The 19,258-nt window shown below is 56.8% G+C and carries 11 protein-coding genes and 1 pseudogene; 9 read left to right on the forward strand and 3 right to left on the reverse strand.

Annotation, left to right across the window (positions count from 1 at the left end; genetic code table 11):
* Positions 1-48: 48 nt before the first annotated feature.
* Both R2N11_RS21115 and R2N11_RS21120 read right to left on the reverse strand, forming a co-directional pair.
* On the reverse strand, positions 49-2,949 hold the full coding sequence (locus R2N11_RS21115) for a site-specific DNA-methyltransferase (RefSeq protein ID WP_316682271.1): 2,901 nt from the start codon (positions 2,947-2,949) through the stop codon (positions 49-51).
* Positions 2,950-3,074: 125 nt separating this feature from the next.
* Entirely contained in the window at positions 3,075-6,140 is a 3,066-nt protein-coding gene (locus R2N11_RS21120) for a BPTD_3080 family restriction endonuclease (RefSeq protein ID WP_316682272.1), read from the reverse strand.
* Between the two features lie 659 nt (positions 6,141-6,799).
* Here R2N11_RS21120 and R2N11_RS21125 point away from each other — a divergent pair.
* From R2N11_RS21125 to R2N11_RS21165, 9 genes and pseudogenes are all read left to right on the forward strand, one after another.
* Positions 6,800-7,078, forward strand: coding sequence for a DNA-binding protein (locus R2N11_RS21125; protein ID WP_316682273.1), 279 nt, complete (start codon positions 6,800-6,802; stop codon positions 7,076-7,078).
* A 382-nt stretch (positions 7,079-7,460) separates the two neighbouring features.
* On the forward strand, positions 7,461-7,976 hold the full coding sequence (locus tag R2N11_RS21130; RefSeq protein ID WP_316682274.1) for a hypothetical protein: 516 nt from the start codon (positions 7,461-7,463) through the stop codon (positions 7,974-7,976).
* A 9-nt stretch (positions 7,977-7,985) separates the two neighbouring features.
* Positions 7,986-9,950: a Mu transposase C-terminal domain-containing protein gene (locus tag R2N11_RS21135; RefSeq protein WP_316682275.1), complete on the forward strand. Its 1,965-nt coding sequence runs from the start codon at positions 7,986-7,988 to the stop codon at positions 9,948-9,950.
* Positions 9,947-10,891: a TniB family NTP-binding protein gene (locus tag R2N11_RS21140; protein ID WP_232317369.1), complete on the forward strand. Its 945-nt coding sequence runs from the start codon at positions 9,947-9,949 to the stop codon at positions 10,889-10,891. The genes R2N11_RS21135 and R2N11_RS21140 overlap by 4 nt, the downstream gene beginning before the upstream one ends.
* Before the next feature lies 1 nt (position 10,892).
* Entirely contained in the window at positions 10,893-12,389 is a 1,497-nt protein-coding gene (locus tag R2N11_RS21145) for a TniQ family protein (protein WP_083501392.1), read from the forward strand.
* 549 nt (positions 12,390-12,938) lie between these two features.
* Entirely contained in the window at positions 12,939-14,081 is a 1,143-nt protein-coding gene (locus R2N11_RS21150) for a hypothetical protein (protein WP_316682276.1), read from the forward strand.
* Between the two features lie 151 nt (positions 14,082-14,232).
* Complete coding sequence (locus R2N11_RS21155) at positions 14,233-14,616, forward strand: hypothetical protein (protein WP_059038789.1); 384 nt, start codon at positions 14,233-14,235, stop codon at positions 14,614-14,616.
* A gap of 211 nt (positions 14,617-14,827) precedes the next feature.
* Positions 14,828-15,031: pseudogene (locus tag R2N11_RS21160) on the forward strand (helix-turn-helix domain-containing protein); the annotation flags it as partial.
* Positions 15,032-15,055: 24 nt separating this feature from the next.
* Complete coding sequence (locus tag R2N11_RS21165; protein WP_316682292.1) at positions 15,056-15,718, forward strand: HAD domain-containing protein; 663 nt, start codon at positions 15,056-15,058, stop codon at positions 15,716-15,718.
* A 1,473-nt stretch (positions 15,719-17,191) separates the two neighbouring features.
* Here the strand turns inward: R2N11_RS21165 and R2N11_RS21170 are convergent.
* Entirely contained in the window at positions 17,192-19,150 is a 1,959-nt protein-coding gene (locus tag R2N11_RS21170; protein WP_316682277.1) for an ATP-dependent nuclease, read from the reverse strand.
* Between the last annotated feature and the right edge of the window lie 108 nt (positions 19,151-19,258).

Raw genomic sequence — 19,258 nt, forward strand, 5'->3', positions numbered from 1 at the left:
CAGTCTGGATGCATGGAGCTAGATGCTGGCATCAGATCGCTCCGTTGGTCAGCTCACCTTGAACACTTTCATCACCTCATCGCCGAGGTGGTTGATGACCTTCACCGCGAAGCGGCCGGTGCTGGGTTTGGGGAACGGGCGCGAAGTGTCGCTGAGCAGGGTCGCCCAAGCGTCAGCATCGATCTCGGCCTTGAGGGTAGTTTTCAGCGCCTTGTACGGGTCGTTCGCGCCGAGGAAGTACGCGTGGCGGACGAAGAACGATTCCTCGTTGTAGTCGGTGTCCAAGAACCAGCAGGCGATGTCGTCCGGGTCGTCACTGCGGACTTCGCCAGTGCTCGGGTCGAACACGTCAACGCCGCGGATTTTCACCACCAGTTCCTCACCCACAGGCACTTCGATGATGTCCCGCTTGCCATCGTACTTGCGGATGCTGTTGCCTTTCGTGTCCAGCACATCGACGTCCGGCTCGCCGAAGATCACGAACAGGTTGCCCTTGCCTGTGTTCTTCAGGTCCTCGGCCATATGCAGGTCGGCATTCATCCGCGCTTTCAGCACACTGATGCGGCCCAGCTTGCTGAACTCGCTCGCCGGCGCATCGTAGTTGAAGGCGCAGGCGATCAGCACGTCGAACCCGGCGTCACCGGCTTCACGCGCGGCGTCCACCAAGTCCGCACGGGACACGGTGCCGAATTCCGGGCCGACAAAGATGCCGGCGCGTTTAGGTTTGTCGCTCTCCAGATATGTGCCGACAGCCACCACGTAGCCTTCGCCGGGCCACGGTTCCAGCGACGAGAACTCGATCTTGTCGTCCTTGCTCTTCTGCTGCACGCCCGCCGTCTTCAGGTTGGATAGGATCATCGACGTGAAATCCTGCCCGCAATCGGCACGATCTTCGGCCGCGCCATCGATTAATTCGTCGTCTTCGTCCACGCCGAGCACGCGGTGTGGCGACAGCGATTCGACGGTGAACGGCCCGGCCACGCGCACGCGCTTTTTGTCCTCGTACGGTTTGTCGTAGAGGAATTCGAATTCGGCCTTGGCCCTAATGGAAGCGTCAATCTCGTTTTGTTTGGCGACGCGTTGCTGCCACCAGTCCGCGTGCAGCTTCCTGGCCACGCCGCTCCACTTGGCATCGGGTTCGCGGGGGATTTCCCATTCCTGCCAATTTTTCTCCAGCGCCTTGTTCAACTGTTCGCGCAGCGGTTCGAGCGTTTGCTGGAACTTGTCCCAGATGACGTCAAGCTCGGCGTTGTTGACAATCGACTTCAAGGTGATATGCGGCACGCGTTCGTAAACAAAGCCGTGGGTGATATTGCCGTACACGGGCTGTGAGGACGGTACGCTGCGGGTGATTTCGGCTTCTTTCTGCTGGCCTTCGCGGGAATCGGCAAGTAGGTAGAACGGGTAGCGGGCGCCCATGATGCGGGCACGAGCCAGTGCCAGTGCCACGCGCGAGGTGTCGATGGTGATCCAGCGGCGGCCCCATTGCTCAGCGACATACGCCGTGGTTCCCGAACCGCAGGTCGGGTCAAGCACCAAATCGCCGGGGTCGGTTGCCATCAAAAAACAGCGTTGAACAACCGAGATGCTGGTCTGGACTACATAAATCTTGTCGCCACCAAACTGGTTTTGGCCGAGTGTATCGCTCCAAATATCCGTCAATTCGTATGCCGGGTAATCATCCAAGTTTCGGATGTACCCAAGATTATTCCCTGAACTTGCTTCTATTCGGTTGCTTTTTATAAGTCGATCAAAACCAAGCTCGTTCGTTTTCCAACGAACCGTTTGCGATGGCTTATAAACACGCCCTTGATAGTTTACGCCAAACCAAGAGGCTGCACCTTCCCCCTTTTCTCTACCGACACTTTGGCTTGTCAAATTATCTCGAAAGTAAATCTTCGAGCCGCTTGGCAGCAATGATGGATTTTCAATTTCTTCCTTCGTAAGTTGACGACGCGAAAGGTCTGGTAGCTCTACACTCTTATAGCCGGTCCCGCCCTTCTGGCCCGGAGCCTTTTTGAGCAGGAATTTTCTATATTTCACAATCTTTTTGCTTCGCGCATACCAAAGAAGCGTATCGAAAGTCGGTCCAATGAAATCGCCTGTAGAACTCGACGTTTTTGAAAAAACAATCGTGCTTACGCAATTTTCATCGCCGAAGACCTCATCCATCAACGCCCGAACGCGATGCACGTTTTCGTCGCCAATTTGCACGAAAATCGAACCGCTTTCTGTCAACAAATCCCGCGCCACCATCAAGCGGTCACGCAGATATGTCAGATACGAATGAATCCCGTCACGCCACGTATCCCGGAACGCTTTCACCTGTTCTGGTTCCCGTGTGATATGCCCGGCATTGCCGTCCTTCACGTCGCGATTGGTGGTTGACCACTGGAAGTTCGAGTTGAACTTGATCCCGTACGGAGGATCGAAATAGATGCACTGCACCTTCCCGCGCAGTCCCTCACGCTCGGCCAGCGACGCCATTACCTGCAAGCTATCGCCGAGAATCATCCGGTTTTGCCAATGCCCCTCGTGCTGGTAGAACTCGGTTCTGTCCGCGCCTTCCGGCAAACCGTTGAAGTCACCGAACAAATCCCCCATCGCAGACGGCGCAGCGGCTTCGCTGGCCCGGCGCAGGTCGTCGATCAACACCTTGGGCTTCACCTTCTCCTGGATGTAGAGCGGAGGTGCGTTGACTACCAGGTCGGACCAGTCCTGCTGATCCTTCCCGCGCCAGACCAATTGCGGGTCGAGATCACGATTGCGCTGTGCCTTTTCTTCGTCCAGCGTTTTGCCACCGCGCGGGTACCTCACCTTCACAGGCGCTTGCTCGTGTTGGAGCATCACCGACTGATGCTCCACAGTAGGAATATTCTTGCGCTTGGCCTCGCTGTGAACGAGGTCTGCGATTACTTTGGAGGCTTGCGTGGCAAGTTTCTTGGCCATGTGTCTTGTTACTCAGTTATCCAGCGCGTCGGGCTTCTTCAGTGATCTTTCGTCAACGACTTCGAGACGGTGCTCCACCATCCATCTTGATGTCTTCGGCTGCCGGCAGGTTTTTGGCTTAAGTGCTACGACTCAACAGGGGCTTCCGTTGCTGCAAGCAGCATCTTCGCGAACTCCATTTGCACTTTGTCCGCGAAGTCTTCCTGCATTTCATACACGTCGCCGAATTCGACGAAAGCCCAGCGGCCATGCGAGCGGAGGTGGTTCACACCGGGAATCCAGTAGGTATCCATCGTGGATTTCTTCTCTTTCGCATCCTCGCGCCGATAGCCCTTGATCTCCACGATCAGGTTGAGCGGGTCATCCGGGCCTTGCCCGTCATCTACCTTGACGATGAAATCTGGGATGTAGATGCGGTTTTGCGAACCAAAGCGGTAAGGCACCTCCAGGCCCAAGTTGTGGTTCTTGGTATAGGCGATCACCTTCGGGTGCGATTCAGCCACGCGGCAGAATTCGGCTTCCCAGCCGCTGTCCAGAATCACCCAATTGACCTGGTTCTTCGGCGGCGGGCCAAGGGTTTCCCAGCGGGTGTCACGTGAGGTGTTGAAGCGCACATGCGCAGTGCTGCCAGTCGGGTTGAACGGGTCGAGGATGGCCTTAACCTGGCGGCCCTTGGCCAGCTCTCGGGTGGTGATGCCCTTGGTGATTCGTTGGCAGGCCATGTCCGCTAGTTCGCGGTACATCAGCTGCGCTGGATAGGTGCCCCCCTTGCATTCCAGGCAGGTATCTAGCCATTGGCGAGTGATGCGCTTGAGCTGGCCGAACAGGTTGATCGGCGCATCCTGGCCCGGATCACGCCAGTGCTGAAACAGCAGATGTTTGGTCAGTTCCATCAGCAGCGTGGACTGGCGCACATCGCCAAGGTGCTTGAGGTTTAAGTCCACCGCTTCGCCGATGATACCGGCGTTCTTCGTCTCTGAAGGGCCGACCAGATCGGGCGTAAGGGTTAAGGCGTGGTCATTGTTGAATTCCGCTTCCAACTGGTCTTCCGGCAACTCGACGCGATAACCTTGCACGCGAGGGAATTCGATCTCCAACACATCGCGTTCCGGGCGCAGAGCCTTGACCACGATGGTTTCACGCGGTCTCGGTGGCGGCGGAATCACAGGCTTTGCGGTGAAATCGAACGGGATGCCGAACACGTCAGCGTATTCCACGTCAAACAGGTCATGCTCGTTCAATTCATAGGACTGGCGGCGCAGAGCACGACCAATCACCTGCTCGCATAGCAACTGGGTACCGAAGGCACGTACACCGAGAATGTGGGTAACGGTATTTGTATCCCAGCCTTCAGTGAGCATGGACACCGACACCACGCAGCGAATGGATTCTCCGAGCCGGCCTTCCTTTCCGACAGTGTTCATTACTTCACGCAGCAAATCCTGGTCGGTGATGGCCTCTGCGCGCGTGCGGTCGCCTGTGCGCTCGATGATTTCTCGGCGGTAACGCTCGATTTCATCGCTGGCCATGCCACGGAAGTTGTCGTCCAGTGCTTCCCCGGATTCAAGTTGCTCGCTGTCGATCAGCAAGGTGTTTGGGCGAGCAAACGGATTGCCGTGTTCATCGAAGTTGCGAAACAGTTCTAGGCGGCCAGCCTGATAAGTGGCACTACCGTCGGCGTTCTGGCGCTCGAAGCCGGAGATATAGTCGAACACCAACTTCGACGTGGCGGTGTTGTTGCACACAACAATGAAGCACGGAGGCACCTTGATGCCGGCCTGCTTCCATGCTTCATAGGTCTTGACGTAGTGGCCGTACAAGGCTTCCAGCGCTGTCTGCAATTCCACGGGGATAGCCAGCGGATCGAGCTGGGCATTCTTGCCGCGGCCCTTCTTCGGCATCTTCTTACCGATGTGCTTCCATAGCTCGCGGTAGATGGGCATTTCCGCGCCGGGAATATTGTCTGCCACCGGCACGCGCGGCAATTTGACGATGCCGCACTCGATGGCGTCCATCAGCGAGAAGTCGCTCATCGTCCATGGGAACAGTGTGCCTTCGGCATAGCCTGAGCCCGCAAGGAAGAACGGCGTAGCCGACAGATCGATTGCCTGTTGCAGACCGAGCTTGCGGTTCACCGCTTCCAAGCCGGAAATCCACAGCCGTGCCGCTTTGTTGTTTTCTTCGGCCTCGGCCTTGTCCTCGGTAGCGATGTCCTCGTCGCTTTCATCTGCTGGCTTTTCGCGATAGCAGTGGTGGGCCTCGTCGTTGATGGCGAGGATATTCTTCATCCCCATCAGTTCGGGCATGATCCGCTGGAGCATCTGGCCTTCGGTTTCCTGGGTGTCCAGCTCTGTGCCGGTACGGCCTTGTAGCAAGCGACGGCCACCCTTTGACAGTTCCATACGGTCGCGCAACTTGAACGCATGGTAGTTAGTGATGACAATCTTGGCCTTGTCCAGATCAGGCAGCATATCGCGCGGCACGATCTCGCGACTGGCGTAGTAGCTGTCCGGGTCATTGGGCAGCAACACACGCAGACGGTCGCGGATGGTCAGGCCCGGCGCGACAAGCAGGAAGCCACGGGTGAATTTTCTGCTCTGCGGATGGCGTACGGCATTGACTGTTTGCCAGGCGATCAGCATAGCCATCACCGTGGTTTTGCCGGCGCCGGTGGCCAGCTTCAGTGCCAATCGCATCAAGCCGGGGTTGGCGTTGAGATTGGCCTTTTTTAGATGCTCAAGGAAGCGCTCCCCGTTCTTGCCAAGTTGTGGAGCAACTTCGGTCAGCCAGATTGCGGTCTCGGCTGCCTCGACTTGACAGAAGAAGGGGCGCACACCGGCAAATTTGTAGTTGCGCCAGTGCTCCAGCAGGCGGGCCGTTTCTGGTGTCACCCTCCATTGGGAGGGCGGTAGCTTTCGCCAAGCATCTACTTCCTGGCGGACAGTGTTAATGATGGCTGTATGGTCGTAGGCCTGTTCGCCGGTGGACAGGCCCTTGCCTTCGTCGAAGACTAAGCTGGATTGAACACCCTTGGCCTTGCGTGGCTTGGGGATCGGGGTGATGAAGTCCGCACGACGACGGCTTTCGATGATCTTCTGGGTCGGCTGGCCGGCGGCATCTAGTTCCCAGTGCTTGGCTGGGTATGCATAAGGCGAATTCAGAATGGGTTGCTCAAAAAACTGGTCGCTCATTTTTTTTTGGTACCTTGATCCAGCACGACAAGCCCTTTGCCCGGGCCAAGAGCGCCAATTGTAAATTATGTGCTGGCGTTATAGAACGATGGCTGAGCCGTCGTCCTTTTCAGTTGCTCGAGCCAGCGCTGGCTTACTACCAAAAATAGATCGGCACGCCGGCCATGTCGCCTGCTGATTCTGTCCCTGTTCGTTGGGCCGGTTCGTGTTTGAACGAATAAGCGGCCAAACCACGCGCTTTCGCCTTAGCCAGTATTCAGGGTGCTCTGCGCAACCCATTCGTAGAAAGAATTTTACTTTAAATGGCAATGTGTGGTTTTTATATGCCGTTCAATTTTTTTAACGTTCATCGCAATAGTGGTGGTATTTAACCGCTGGCTATACCGGCGCGTAGGAGTTGCCGGCTCGGTGGGTATTCCAGTCGTCCATGACTTGCCTACCGAAGCCAAGAGGAAAACGAAATAGTTCGATTTTTCCCGAGGCCTGGGCTCATTCCAGATCAAGATCCGAAGGATTCGATTCGATCCCGAGCAGTTTAAATCTACCGCCTTACGCGCGCGTGTGGTAGGGCTAAAGGGATCTACGTGCTCCCTGCGAGATAGACTCAATTCGACAGAACCCTCCCGGGTCCACCAAGAAACTCTCCAGTTCAACCAAATATGAGCAAGCGACTTCTCAGCCGTGGGGATGCGCGGGCGAACTTCGACGCGCAGGGGCTAGCGGTGACGGAATGGGCAAATGCCCAAGGATTCAAGCCGGAAGACGTCTATTCGGTACTCAGCGGCCGAACCAAGGGACGACGAGGTCAGGCACATCTCATCGCTGTGGCGCTTGGGTTGAAGTCCACAGCAATCGTGACGCCAGAGAACTCCAAGCCTGGCGCCATAGACGCAAACGAACGTAGGTTCGAGGAGGAGGATGCTATGCCAGAACCCTAGCTCTAGTTGGCTGGGCTCGGAAAAGCACGAAGGCCAGCTATCTCGGCAAAGATGAGCTGGCCTTCTTGAGTGTGCGCGTCGGTTTAGCGCCTGACGTTCATATCTTGCGACCTTGCTACACCACTGTCAAGTGGCGTGGCGGCGTGCGCTCGCCTGCACTGGTCGTAGCCTTTCCTGCCCCGTCCCGTTACGCAATTCCAAACGAATAACCGGAATGTGATGGAGGCTCACTGTGTCTACTCGTCTACCCTCTTACGACCTCGCACGCAAAACCTCGTGCGAGGTTCCGCTACCGCGATCAAATCGCAAGCCGCGCAACGTTGTCACACCAAGCGGCCGAGGCGCACGTGGTTACTTTCCCAGTCGTAAGGCGCCGAAGCCCTTGAAGTACGAAAGCCTCATTGAGCTTGATGTCCTCAGAACGCTTGACGTTGCCACGCTGCCCAAAATTCTTGCGACGCAGCCGTGTGTTCTCAATCTCAATGATGGCGAGATAGCGTTCCGGTACACGCCTGACATAGAAGTGAAAGGGGACGATGCGCACTTCTTCATAGAAGTGAAGTACGCCGAATTTCTTGATGATGCAGACCACGCCGCCAAACTTCGCAAAATTGTGCGAGGCATGCGCTCTGCTGGCCTCGTGCTTGTTCCCATCCTCTGCAGCGACGTTCGTGAAAGCGATCTGCAACGCGAATTGGAGGTCCTTATTCGCGAACGCCCCGCACCTCGTCGCTACCACAGCGACATCGACGCTAGCGTGTGGGATCCACTTGGGCGAGTCGTTCCATCCAGGGAATTTTGCGAGCGCTGGACGGAGGCGAAGCGAATTTGCGACGAGCTGCTAAGCAGCCTATTGCGCCGTGATCCGGACGAATTATTTCCCGCCAGCCCTCGTTGAGGAGCCATCATGACTACCTTCGTGAAAAGTCAGGAAATCTTCCGCGGCGACGTCGCATACCGGATCGTACGACCGATGGAGAATGACGCGGTTCAGTTGGAGAACGTCGCCACGGGCCAACTATCAATCCACCAGCATCGTGATTTGCTCGAAGAGTACCGGCGAGGCTATTTGAGGGTCGCGCTCGCACGGCAGTATGAAGGGGGCAAGCAAAACGGGAAATCCGGATCACCTTTGGATATGAGCCACCTCACTGAGTTGGCTCAAATTCAGACCCGTCGGCGGGTTGCCTACTTGATTGAACTGGAAAAAAAAGAAGCGTTCGGCAGTACGCAAGAGCAACTCTGCAAGGCCATTTCAGAGGTCAGCGCAGCTCTTGGAGACCCCTCGCCGCCACATCGCACGACGGTACTTCGGTGGCGTCGCAAGTACGTCATAGCTCAATGCGACGCTCACGCACTCTTCTCTCGACTGGATATGCGGGGAGGTAAAGATCAGTCGCGCCTTCAACCAGAAGTCGAGGCGATCATTCACGAGAAGATCGAGACGGTCTTTTTGGCCAGAAAAACTGGTAGCGCCGAAGAGGTCCATAACGCCGTTTTTTTGGAGCTGCAGAAGGCAAACACGACGCGTATTGAAACCGAGTGGCTACGAGTCCCGGCGCTGAGAACCATACAGCGTCGAATCGGCCAGGTCAGTGCATATGATCGGGCACTGGCACGCTTTGGGCCAAAGGAGGCTGAGCGCCGGTTTTTGTTCCGAGGACCTTCGCGTCGAGTATCCAGAATCCTAGAGTTGGTGGAAATCGACCATACGCCGGTCGACATCATCGTCGCAGACGAGGGTGGCGTTGCCATCGGGCGCCCGGTTATTACAGTCGTGTTTGATCGGTTTTCCCGCTGTGCGCTCGGCTTCTCGTTGAGTCTCGCGGGGCATGGTACCCACGCAGTATTTGAGGCGATTAGGCACGCGCTGCTGCCCAAGACGTACATCGAGACTCTCTACCCCGATTTAGATCTTCAGTGGGAGTGCCACGGCTGGTTTGAGCGAATTTTGATGGATAACGGACGCGAGTTTCATGCGCGAGCTGTTGTCGATGCCCTGTTGAATCTCGGAATCACTTCAGAGTATGCGGCATCGCGAGACCCCGACGATAAGCCGTTTGTTGAACGATTCCTCCAGACGCTGAACTACTCATTCATCCACCGTCTGCCCGGTACGACCCTGGCCAAAATTCACCAGCGTGTCGGCTTCAAAGCGGAGGAAGAGGCGTGCATCACGCTGGAGCAACTCAATCGCCTGATTCACGTCTGGATTCTTTCCGTCTATCACTTGCGCCCGCACGTTGGTCTCAACGGCAGGCCGCCGATCGAAGTGTGGCGGGAGAGTGCGGAAGCGTTTCCGCCTCGGCTCAAGTACAACGCTGACGATCTGGATATCGAGCTAGCTGAGATCGCCGAATCGGCGTTGCAGCACTATGGGATTGACCTGAACACGTTCCGCTATGCCTCCCCCGCTTTGGCGCAGCTCTATAGGTTGCTACCGCAAAAATCCAAGGTCCAAGTGAAATGGCCCGGTCACGATGTGGGCTACATCTGGGTATGGGATGCGCTGGAAAAGACATACATCAAAGTCGACAACACTGATCAAGGCTACGCCGGTTTGACGTTGCTGCAAGCGAAGGCTGTGAAAGCAGCCATCGCGAAGAATCCGGATTACCAACAAACGCGTGCGGAGGCGTCGGCCATCCTTCGAGAGGAAGCTGCAGAAGCGGAACAATCCAAAGAACTGAAAGCGCGAAAGCGCGCCGCCCGTATGGGCAACAAGACGGCGAAGAACGAGAACCGGGAGCAGGAAGAGCCGGTGCCAGCGTCGCCACGGCCTGAAGCCGCGCGACCACAGACTGAGCCGGAAGATAGCGGCCCCCTCGAGGCTTTCGACATGGAATCGATTGGCGAAAGCCGCGGGGTATGAACATGGCACAGACAACAACCCGTGATGCGATCACACGCGCTATCCGTCGGAGTTTTGCGCGGTTTCCCCACGTCAAGACCACACTCGCCGAGCTCGAACGGCTATTCAGCTACGACTGCGCTGACGAGGAAGCGGAGCATCTACTGATCATCGGCGAATCAGGTGTGGGCAAGTCAACCCTCCTTCGCCGGTTTCGCGATTTACACCCACCAGTCTCCCGCGACGAGTACACCGAGGTGCCCGTGCTGTATGTGGCGTTGGACTCAGCGTGTTCGATCAAGAAGCTGGCGCGCTCACTGTTGCTCGAGCTCGGTTCAAAATATTGGGACAAAGGCGATGAGTCTCAATTGACGTATCAGCTCATCTGTCTCCTGCGTGGCTGCAAGGTTCGGTTGGTGATCCTTGATGAGGTAAACCACCTCGTCGACCGAGGTGGCGAAAAAACGCACCACAACATTGCGGATTGGATCAAGCGCCTATCGGATGCGACCCACCTTCCGTTCGTGTTGGCCGGGATTCCGCGGGCTGAACGCCTGTTGGATACGAATGATCAACTGCGCAGCCGATTCCGCCAGGTCATCTCGATCCAGCCATTTTCGATGGAAGACAAAAGCCGTGAGAATGAGTTCCGCAGCGTGCTGTTGTCTTTCCAGAAATTGCTTGATGGCATCCGCTCAGTGGACCTCTCGCACCCAACTGTTGCGCGATCGATCGTATTCGCAACTGGTGGACGCCTTCGCGAAATTCGCAAGCTGCTGATCCGCGCCGTTGAGCTGGCGTTCGAACGATCTGTCCCTCAGCTCACGACTGCTGATTTGTCGAGGGCGTTTGAGACGGTGATCTATCGCGATGCCGCTGACGCACGGAATCCGTTCTCGAAGAGGTTCTCACGAGTTCCGCTGACGAAGCCCGGCGAGCCGTTTGCGCCCATTGGGAGGTGAGATGGATATCGACTGCTACGAAGCGACGAGTCTCCCTGTGCGGCCTCAGCGCAAGCCAGACGAATGGGGGGAAACATATCTGGCGCGGTTGATACGCGCGAATGGTGTGAAGCGCCCCTGGCGATATGACCTTGACCGAATTCGTCCAAGCCCACTGAGCGAACGGGCTGTGACTGCGCTCCCACAGTACCGCGACGAGAAGCTTCCTTCTTGGGCAATGCTGGGCCGTGGTGCTCGAATTCGCTACTGCCCTGCGTGTCTGCATGAGGAAAGGTACATACGCGAGCGATGGCGTTTGTCAGCCGTCGAGGTCTGCACGATCCACAACATTCGGCTAAAGAACGACCTTGTGGAGCCGGCGATCAGTGCCTCATACAACAGTCCGGAGAAGCGGAAGGTCGATGAGATCACGCCCGAACAGATGTGGGCCGGAGCCGTATGCCCTCTTCCTGTTGAGCTGGCACACGTGACCGCTATTTGGGGCACTTTTGAGACGTCGATTAATGACTGGTGTGCCGATTCGAGTGAATTGCTGGCTTGGGCGCTGCTGTCGGAAAAGATCCTGGATGCCGTAGTCACCTCGGTTCGGGGCGTCGACTATCCCTCAAGAGATGCTGTGCGTTCGACACATCGAGCAGTTTGGCTGCACAAGATGCGTACGTCGATTTCACCCTCTCGTGAGGGGGTTCTTCGGTTCGTACTCAATCTTGAGCTCGGTGCTCACCAACGAGCCGCTGCGGCTTGTCTGCGCAAGTTGGCAGACGACGAAGCAAAGGAAGAAACGTTGCTTTCTCGTTTGCCGCTGCAAGGGTTGCATGATCGCCTGGTTGCTGCGTCCCCAGAGTCGCTCGCCGGAGTCAGCCATGGGGCGCTGCCTCTTGATCTCCATCCCGCCGATCACATCAGCCTCGATCGCGCGGAGGCACTCATTGGTTGCCGGGCGGGTCTTCTCTACTTCCTGGTGCGCGAGCGCTTCTTCAAGTCGGTTCACTCGATGAAGCAGGGACGAAAGCTGTACACGTTTATTCACCATTCCGATGTCGAAGCATGCAGACGCTGGCTCAGCCAATGCATGAGCTACGAGCAGGTGACGTCTGAGCTGAAGGTGGATCGTCGGGGGTACTGGGCCCTACTGGATAGCCAGTTGCTGCGCCCGATTCGTCTTGGCTATCAAAGCTGGCACCGGCGCGCGGATGTAGCGACGCTGCTGAGCAAGCTGGACCAAGTCGCAAAGGCCTTGCCATGTTCTGATGCTGGTCTCCATCCCCTAATGGGTGATTGGATGCATCGACGTGGAAGATCTCGGACCGTCCTGATTCAAGTCTTGCGCGAAATCCTGAGTGGCGACCTGCCTGTGTATCGCAATCTGTCCAACGATGGTCTGGCGGCATATTTCGTCGATGTTGCTGCGCTCGAACGCTTGCGCTGGCTGGCCGCCGCCCATAAGGCGCGTGCTGCACGCAACGTTGGTGATGCTGGGCAGTTGTGTCTCCTGTAGATGCGTGAGGTGCTCCAGATGAGTATAGAGAACCAACAGTTACCGCAATCAGAGCCACAGCTCTCGTGTCACTTGCTGATTCGGCCCGCAGCATATGTCGGGGAGCATCCATTTGGATACAAGCTGCGGCTGGCCTATGTGAACGGATTAGCGGATCCCCGCTGGATGGATACGTTGAGTGGGCCGGCACAACTCAAAGGGCACGGGCACGCGCGGTGGTGTCCTCACTGTCTGGCGACGGCCGAACCATTCTGGCGCAGTGCGTGGCAAAAGGAACGAGCCGCATGCATGTCCCATGGCTGTTGGTTAGTTGACATATGCCCTTCCTGTTATCGCCGTGCAGTGTGGAGCGGGATGCGATTTCTTTCATGCAAATGCGGTCAACATCTGATCCAGACTATCTCGCCAGAGTTCTCTCCGCATCTGCTGTCGGTACTGCATCGACAGGTCGGAGCAGACGAGAGGTGGAACCAACTGAGCATTGATGAGCGGTGGCGTGCTTGCCGACTCTTGGGGGCTCTACAAGTCCACGGGTTAAATGGAAAGCCCATGAAGAAGGCATCCGGCACGTCCGTGGCTACTGAGCGACAACTGCTGGACGAGGGGGCGGCAATCATTGCCAACGGGCGGGAAGCGCTGTTCGCACTGCTCGATCGCATACGAGTTCAGTCGCTCAGTGGCGATACAGTCCAGATCATGGGGCAGGCATTTCCCATGTTGCTGCGTCTAATACGCAAGCAGCTTAGTCCTCAAGGGCGGCGCTGGCTGGAGGATGAAATCGACGCCTACGTATTGTCAACAGCAGATCGCGAAACCGCTGTCGTATGGAGAGGCAGAGGTTCCGACATTTCAAGCTCTATTCAAGGTAATGCCCGAATGTTGCGGGTACGACCGACTCGGCTCCCTTCAGTGTGTGCAATGGTTGGCGTTGAGCCGAAGTCTCGGCGCACAAGATCTGGAAGACGGAGATTGATAGTCTGCGCTGGAGATGTCGCACGGATTAAACGTGGCCTAGATTGCATGATTTCCATGAGGGGAGTCGCGCACCGCTTCGGTTTATCTGCTCAGCGCCAGAAACTACTGGCGGAGGCGGGGCTGATACGTCGCAGTGGTGCCTATATGGATGGCGAGTCAATCTCCCGGCTATTGCGGCGCTTGGTTGAGGGTCAGTGCAGGGACAAAGATTCAGCGGGACTCGACGGTATCTCTATTGCGGAGGCGTTTCGCAATTTGGTGCCGGTATCGAGAACGGTCCCGTTCATCGAGGCGGCGTTGCACGGAAAACTAGGTGTGTTCTCGGGAAAAGAGAAGGTGTCTCGACTCGATGATCTCCTTGTGTCCAAGCATGAGGTCGCAGAGGTACTCTGCGCTTCCTCGGTTGACGCTTTGAGACTCACCATCTGTGAGGCGGCAGAGAAGTTGGAAGTTAAACAAGAGGTGATGTATCACCTCGTGAACGTTGGTCTGTTGAACACATCCGTCACTCACGCTGGTCGACGTGCCACGCGCGTTATCGACCTTACCGAGCTGGAACGATTTCGGGCAGAAGTCGAACCGCTGGCGAGCGCGGCTGCACGCGCTGGCGTTGATTTTCGATCGGGGCTCGCGTGGGCAAAACGGCAAGGGCTTTCCCTAGTGTCGGGGCCCTGCGTGGATGGTGGGCGCCAATACTTTGTTCTTCGATGTGGGTAGTAAGAGCGCAAAGAGGCTGCCGCTTACCGATCAGTTGCAGATAGCACTGATGCGAGCCCGGCTTGGGGTTGGACAGGGCATTCGCATGAATCAGTTAGCCGGAGCGGTCTGACAGCTAGACCGTGTGGGTTACCGACTGGAGTGAGAGGTCATGAGCAAGATTCTGAGCAAGTTGAAACGCGATACGAAATCCGCGGTGATTTGCGCGGTCGAGTTCGAGGCAGCGGTCAGGGCGATCGCTGAACGTATCGGCGCGAGACACGCTAATTGCGCTGGTACACCAATCTCAATCTTCAAGGTACGCTATGCCACCGTGCTCAAGCGCGCCAAGGCTGGCTCGATTGAAGTATTAACCCGAGGGCGGGAGCGATTCATTGTTCTTGGGCCAGAGCAAGTGATCGAACTGGGCAACCAAGTGAGTCGGGGTCGACTGGTGGCAGAGGTATTCGCCGGCCTGCCGACCGTCCCGGCACTGGAACCTCGCCTACGGGCGACTTCTGTGCGGGCCAAAGATCCGTATCGTGTGCCGCGCTAATGGCGCGCGTGATGACTGGCCGAGTTCCCACATGAGTAAATCCCGGCTCTGTTATCCCAATGGGCCGCAGTGGGGTGGTGATTGGGGGCATCCAATTCGGGCGCAAACACTGCCGCTGATGCTCGGCCTAATCAGTCATGGGTGATGCCGACACGTGGTCTGCTGCTGAGTGATAAGTCGTACCCCGCATGAGCAAGAGGGTTCAACTGCCATGGCACAAGAGCTTCCGAGGTTGGCCCTAAATCCACTGACTAGAGACTTGCAGGCGCTCGGGAGAATTGTGCGCAACCAGCGTACCCGCTGTGGGTTGCGCCTCGATGATACGGCCCATAGCTGCGGCGTTTCCGCGGATACGCTTTCTCGCCTCGAGAATGGAAAGCCCGTTCGGACCGACAACCTTTTCAGGGTGTTGGAGGGACTTGGCTTAGCAACATTGGCCATGCCGCGAGCAGAAGCCGACGTTGTACTCCGGGCGCTCGGGCACCCCGTGACATGGCACAGCGGTTCGACACGAGTCGCCGACCCGCCCGACGACATCACACGGCATACACTGGCAATTCGTTCAACCACCCCGACTCTTTTCGTCGACTACGATGGCACGCTGCATGTTGGTCGCGCGCTGCTTGATACGACGACCGGTCACGTGACCCTGGATTCGGGCAGGCCGCTGTTTGAGTTCGCGCCGCTGCTCGCTGAAATGCTCGAGCCATACCCCGCGGTGGAAATCGTCCTCACGACGTCTTGGCTGCAAGAGCTGCCTACGGAACAGGTTATTTCATACCTACCTCTGGAGTTGAGGCGGCGGGTTGTGGGCACAACTGGCGATATCAAACCGCGCATGGGCTACCTCCGAGATGGCACCGCGCGAACCTACACCATTTCCAGCTATGCGTACGGCGAGGGCTTGAAGAACTGGTTGGCGATTGATGATTCAGTGTATGGCGCGTACCACTTTGGTCGCGAGCCCGGAGAGTTGGTTGACCATTTTTGCCTTCTCGATTCAGCACGCGGCATCAGCGATGAGAGTGCCCAACGCTGCATTCGGGACTGGTTGGCCAGAGTCTATACGGACGATAGCGCCCTCCCTGTACGGCTGGGGTGATTGTCATCGGTTGTTCGCGGTGGCAACTGACAATCTAAGCGCAGCTCGCACAGGGGGGGCATCCTAAATTGATCGGAGGCAAGCACCTGCGTCCGCGTACTCGAACCTCACGTTTAATTCCGACGGCATACGCGCGTGTGTGGTGGGGGCATAGCGGCTGATACTTTTTCATAGAGATAGACTCGTGACAGTTGTCCCAGATTCAGTGGGGCCGGATGCCGTGGTTGGTGTGCTCTCGTGCGCACGGGCGTATTGCCAGCGACTACTACCACGGTTGGCCGTCGAGCCGCGCAGCGGGTTGCAGCCGCCTCGATTCGCGATTTCTCGAGGCGCTATGTTTTCGGTACTGAGCTGGAGATCAAGGTGAATGTCAGCCCGAAGCAAGTCGCGATCATGCTGAAGTGTTCCGGAATTCGGCCCATTTCTTGGCCAGGAGTCATCTCTGCGCCGTATCGGCAGTATGTCTGGCGAAGAGCGCGCTGGCTCAATGCGCTCATCGGTGATGTCAGGTCTCCGAGGTCGAACAGGATTGGGTCATCAAGCGTGATTAACTGTTACTAAAGTGGTAATCGGTCGGTCGACGACGGACAACACAACAGTGGTCGAGACATGCCAGCAGAAACAGATCTTGAGGTGCTGCGGATCCTGAGCATAGAGAGGGTGGCCCCTGTTCCAGATGGGCGCCGCTATGTGCGCTTTGCTGACATCCCAGAACCATTCCGTGCTGAGTTTCGTGCATGGCTCTACCTCGCCAACTGTCCAGTGATAGACGGCGAAGATTTCCACGGATGCGCTTGGTCACACGACTTCGATAGCTACCGCAGCGAGCGCTTGCACGGGCAATTCAATAAATGGCGTGGCGTCCCACCGTGGTTGCTCAAGCACTATGAGCAGCCGCTATAGTGACCATTCGGGATCGAAGCCCGCATGACAATTGGCGCGGGTATCGAACTATGATCGAGGAAGAGCGTTCGTATCTCCAGCGAGCTGTACCGGTCACCAATGATCAAGGTCGTCCGTACTGTGTTCGACTCGATGCTGTGCCCACCCCTTGGCGGGGTGCGCTGCAAGAGTGCATCCGACGAGAGTCGATACCTCTCTTTAACGACGGCGCCGGCGACTGCATCTATGCGTGGGACTGGCGCGACTGGCTAGCCGATTGCCTCTATTGTCCGTTCTAGTATGGTGGTTCGGTTCGGGGACGCAATTCGCCGCGGCGTTGAGGTATCAAGCACGCTACCATCTTCGCGATCAGTTACCGCTCGAGCTCCAAGCCGATGCGAGTGGTTACCTGGGCTCACGGGCCGACGATTGATTGGTTTCGTAGCGGGCGCCAGAGCTCGGGACAGTGCTGGCTGACGGTGTCGCAGATGATTTATGGCGACACCATCAGTTGCAGGGCGAGGTGTTGGGGCAAAGAACTTTTCGGAGATTCTGTTGCTTCTGTTACTTGTCCCCCCTTCCGCCTTCTTGTTATGCATCGGCGCCTTTGAAACGTGGGGCGGCATCCAAACCGTTGTCCGTGGCCCAGGCTAGTACTTTGTCTTTTAGCCACGCCAAATATCCGTCTTCGCCCAGCGCTCCCTCTTCAAACGGCTCATGCTGTGCTGATGACATCAGCGCGCCCAGCAATGCCTGCACCTGTTCCGCCAAGGCGTCGGTCTTGCTCGTATTCAGGTAGGCAGTCAGAGGCTTGTCTTTGGACTCTTCCTCGCCACCGAGGAAGCGCTCGAAGTCGGGTACGCTGACACGATGTCGGACGGTTACTCCCGCAGTCCGAGCGGTAGCTAGAGCGTTGCGGATCTTCTCGTTTTCGGTCCACATGCCATTCTTGGCGCCATTCTTATTAAACGGCGCATCGCAGTCGTGCACGATGCCGAAGTTGATCTTGAAGTGCGTCAAGACCTTGATCAAGGGAACAAGGATCGCCTTTCCTCTGGCGCGGACGACGGTAACCACGTCTATCAGATCGTGTTGTCGCTCCAGAATGGATGCCATGAAAGCAGCATGTTCGGTGTCTCCTTCGACAAGTACCGGATATGAGCCAAAGAAGACTTCGGAGAAGCTGGGGTCGATATGCTGCAGTGCCTGCAAGCGTTCTTTGTCTTCACCCTCGAACTCAATGAGATCGGAGCGATAGGTCTTTGGCGCGATCGTCTCCCCGGCACCTTCGTCTGATCTCTCCAGCCTCACAATCGTAGTGTGATCTTCGAAGGGGTTGATGAAATACGGAGAATGCGTTGTCATGAGGACTTGCCAGTCCGGGTTTTCCGCGAGCCTGTAGAGATGCCGCTGTGCCGCTCGTGCCGCCATGGGGTGCAAAGCGTTCTCAGGTTCATCGATGAGCAACAGATAACCGGGGAAGGCTGGATCGTCTGGGCTATCGGGAATTGGTGCGCCGCTGTCATGTGCCTCTAGCAAGGCACGCGCTTGCGCCAACGTCTCGGCGATAGCAGCTTTGTCGGCTTCTCCCTTCGCTTTCGGAAGCTTCTTTTCGCTGTCAGCGATTTCTTTTTCTAGCCGCTTGCGATACTCCGTTCGAACTTCGTTGGCGCGAGTCAGCTCATTGTGTACTTGGAGCATCGCCCAGAACAGCGCTCGCCGTGCGCCCGTTCCTTGGTGGGCCAAGTCAGTTTCTGTAGCGCCATCCTTGACTTTCAGGCTGGAGCCCGTTTTTACAAGGTCGGCAACTTTGGGGACAATCGGGGCAGCCCCGATTTTGAGCGTCACATCCAGCTTCGGAAACACCCCTTTGAAGCCGTTCGAAACTCGTCCTGCTATCTGGTTGAAGTGTTCCTCGTGAGCTCCACTGATAGCATCCATCTGTTGCGATACGCTGGCAATCGCTTTGGCAAGCTCGGATTCGGGGTTCACCCGTTCCTTTTCCAGGCCGGCTAGCAACGGCGAAAGCGCCAGCGCAAGCAGCATGTCCTCGGTTTTCTGCGAGTCGTCCAGCGAGCCAATGCGCAAAGGACGAGGCAAGCGAGAGCTAAACACGGGGTCAGCACCGCCTGCTTTTCCGTCTTCAGCCCAACCTCCGTGGCCGTCATCTCCACCGGCAGGATCCCACGTGGTTCTGACCTTCTGAAAGTCCGGGGCAGACCACTGCCAGCGGCTTTTTACAATTAGCAGGCCGTCGCACTCGGTTTTCCACTTCGCATCGACATTGCCAATGCCTTCTGGGATATGAACCTCCAACAACACCTCCGAGGGTTGATCTTCCTCAGCGTGCTGAAAACGATCTCGTTTGACATCGAAGGTCGCGGTGCCCTTTGCTAACTCGTACGCCCTGAGGATGGTGGACTTGCCGACGTTGTTTCTCCCAACTAGGCAAACCACGTTGTCGAGTGCAACCTCCGCACCCTCATTTCCGATGCATCCGATGTTGCGCACGGTAATGCGTACCAACTTGGAACGATTTTCTCCCGCCATTACTCCTCCGAGGATCTGCTGTCTTGGTTATGTTGTTGCAGCGAGAATAACCGAGATCGGCGCGTCATTTTTCAATGTGGAGAGCAAAAATGGGAAGGGAGTTATATC

The sequence above is a fragment of the Ralstonia flaminis genome (assembly GCF_958415495.1).
GTDB classification, from domain to species: Bacteria; Pseudomonadota; Gammaproteobacteria; order Burkholderiales; family Burkholderiaceae; genus Ralstonia; species Ralstonia flaminis.

Coding starts and splice junctions, on each gene's coding strand:
- R2N11_RS21125 (WP_316682273.1), top strand. CDS start 6,800: ATGAGCAAGCGACTTCTCAGCCGTGGGGATGCGCGGGCGAACTTCGAC.
- R2N11_RS21120 (WP_316682272.1), bottom strand. CDS start 6,140: ATGAGCGACCAGTTTTTTGAGCAACCCATTCTGAATTCGCCTTATGCA.
- R2N11_RS21135 (WP_316682275.1), top strand. CDS start 7,986: ATGACTACCTTCGTGAAAAGTCAGGAAATCTTCCGCGGCGACGTCGCA.
- R2N11_RS21170 (WP_316682277.1), bottom strand. CDS start 19,150: ATGGCGGGAGAAAATCGTTCCAAGTTGGTACGCATTACCGTGCGCAAC.
- R2N11_RS21140 (WP_232317369.1), top strand. CDS start 9,947: ATGAACATGGCACAGACAACAACCCGTGATGCGATCACACGCGCTATC.
- R2N11_RS21155 (WP_059038789.1), top strand. CDS start 14,233: ATGAGCAAGATTCTGAGCAAGTTGAAACGCGATACGAAATCCGCGGTG.
- R2N11_RS21150 (WP_316682276.1), top strand. CDS start 12,939: ATGAAGAAGGCATCCGGCACGTCCGTGGCTACTGAGCGACAACTGCTG.
- R2N11_RS21115 (WP_316682271.1), bottom strand. CDS start 2,949: ATGGCCAAGAAACTTGCCACGCAAGCCTCCAAAGTAATCGCAGACCTC.
- R2N11_RS21165 (WP_316682292.1), top strand. CDS start 15,056: ATGCCGCGAGCAGAAGCCGACGTTGTACTCCGGGCGCTCGGGCACCCC.
- R2N11_RS21145 (WP_083501392.1), top strand. CDS start 10,893: ATGGATATCGACTGCTACGAAGCGACGAGTCTCCCTGTGCGGCCTCAG.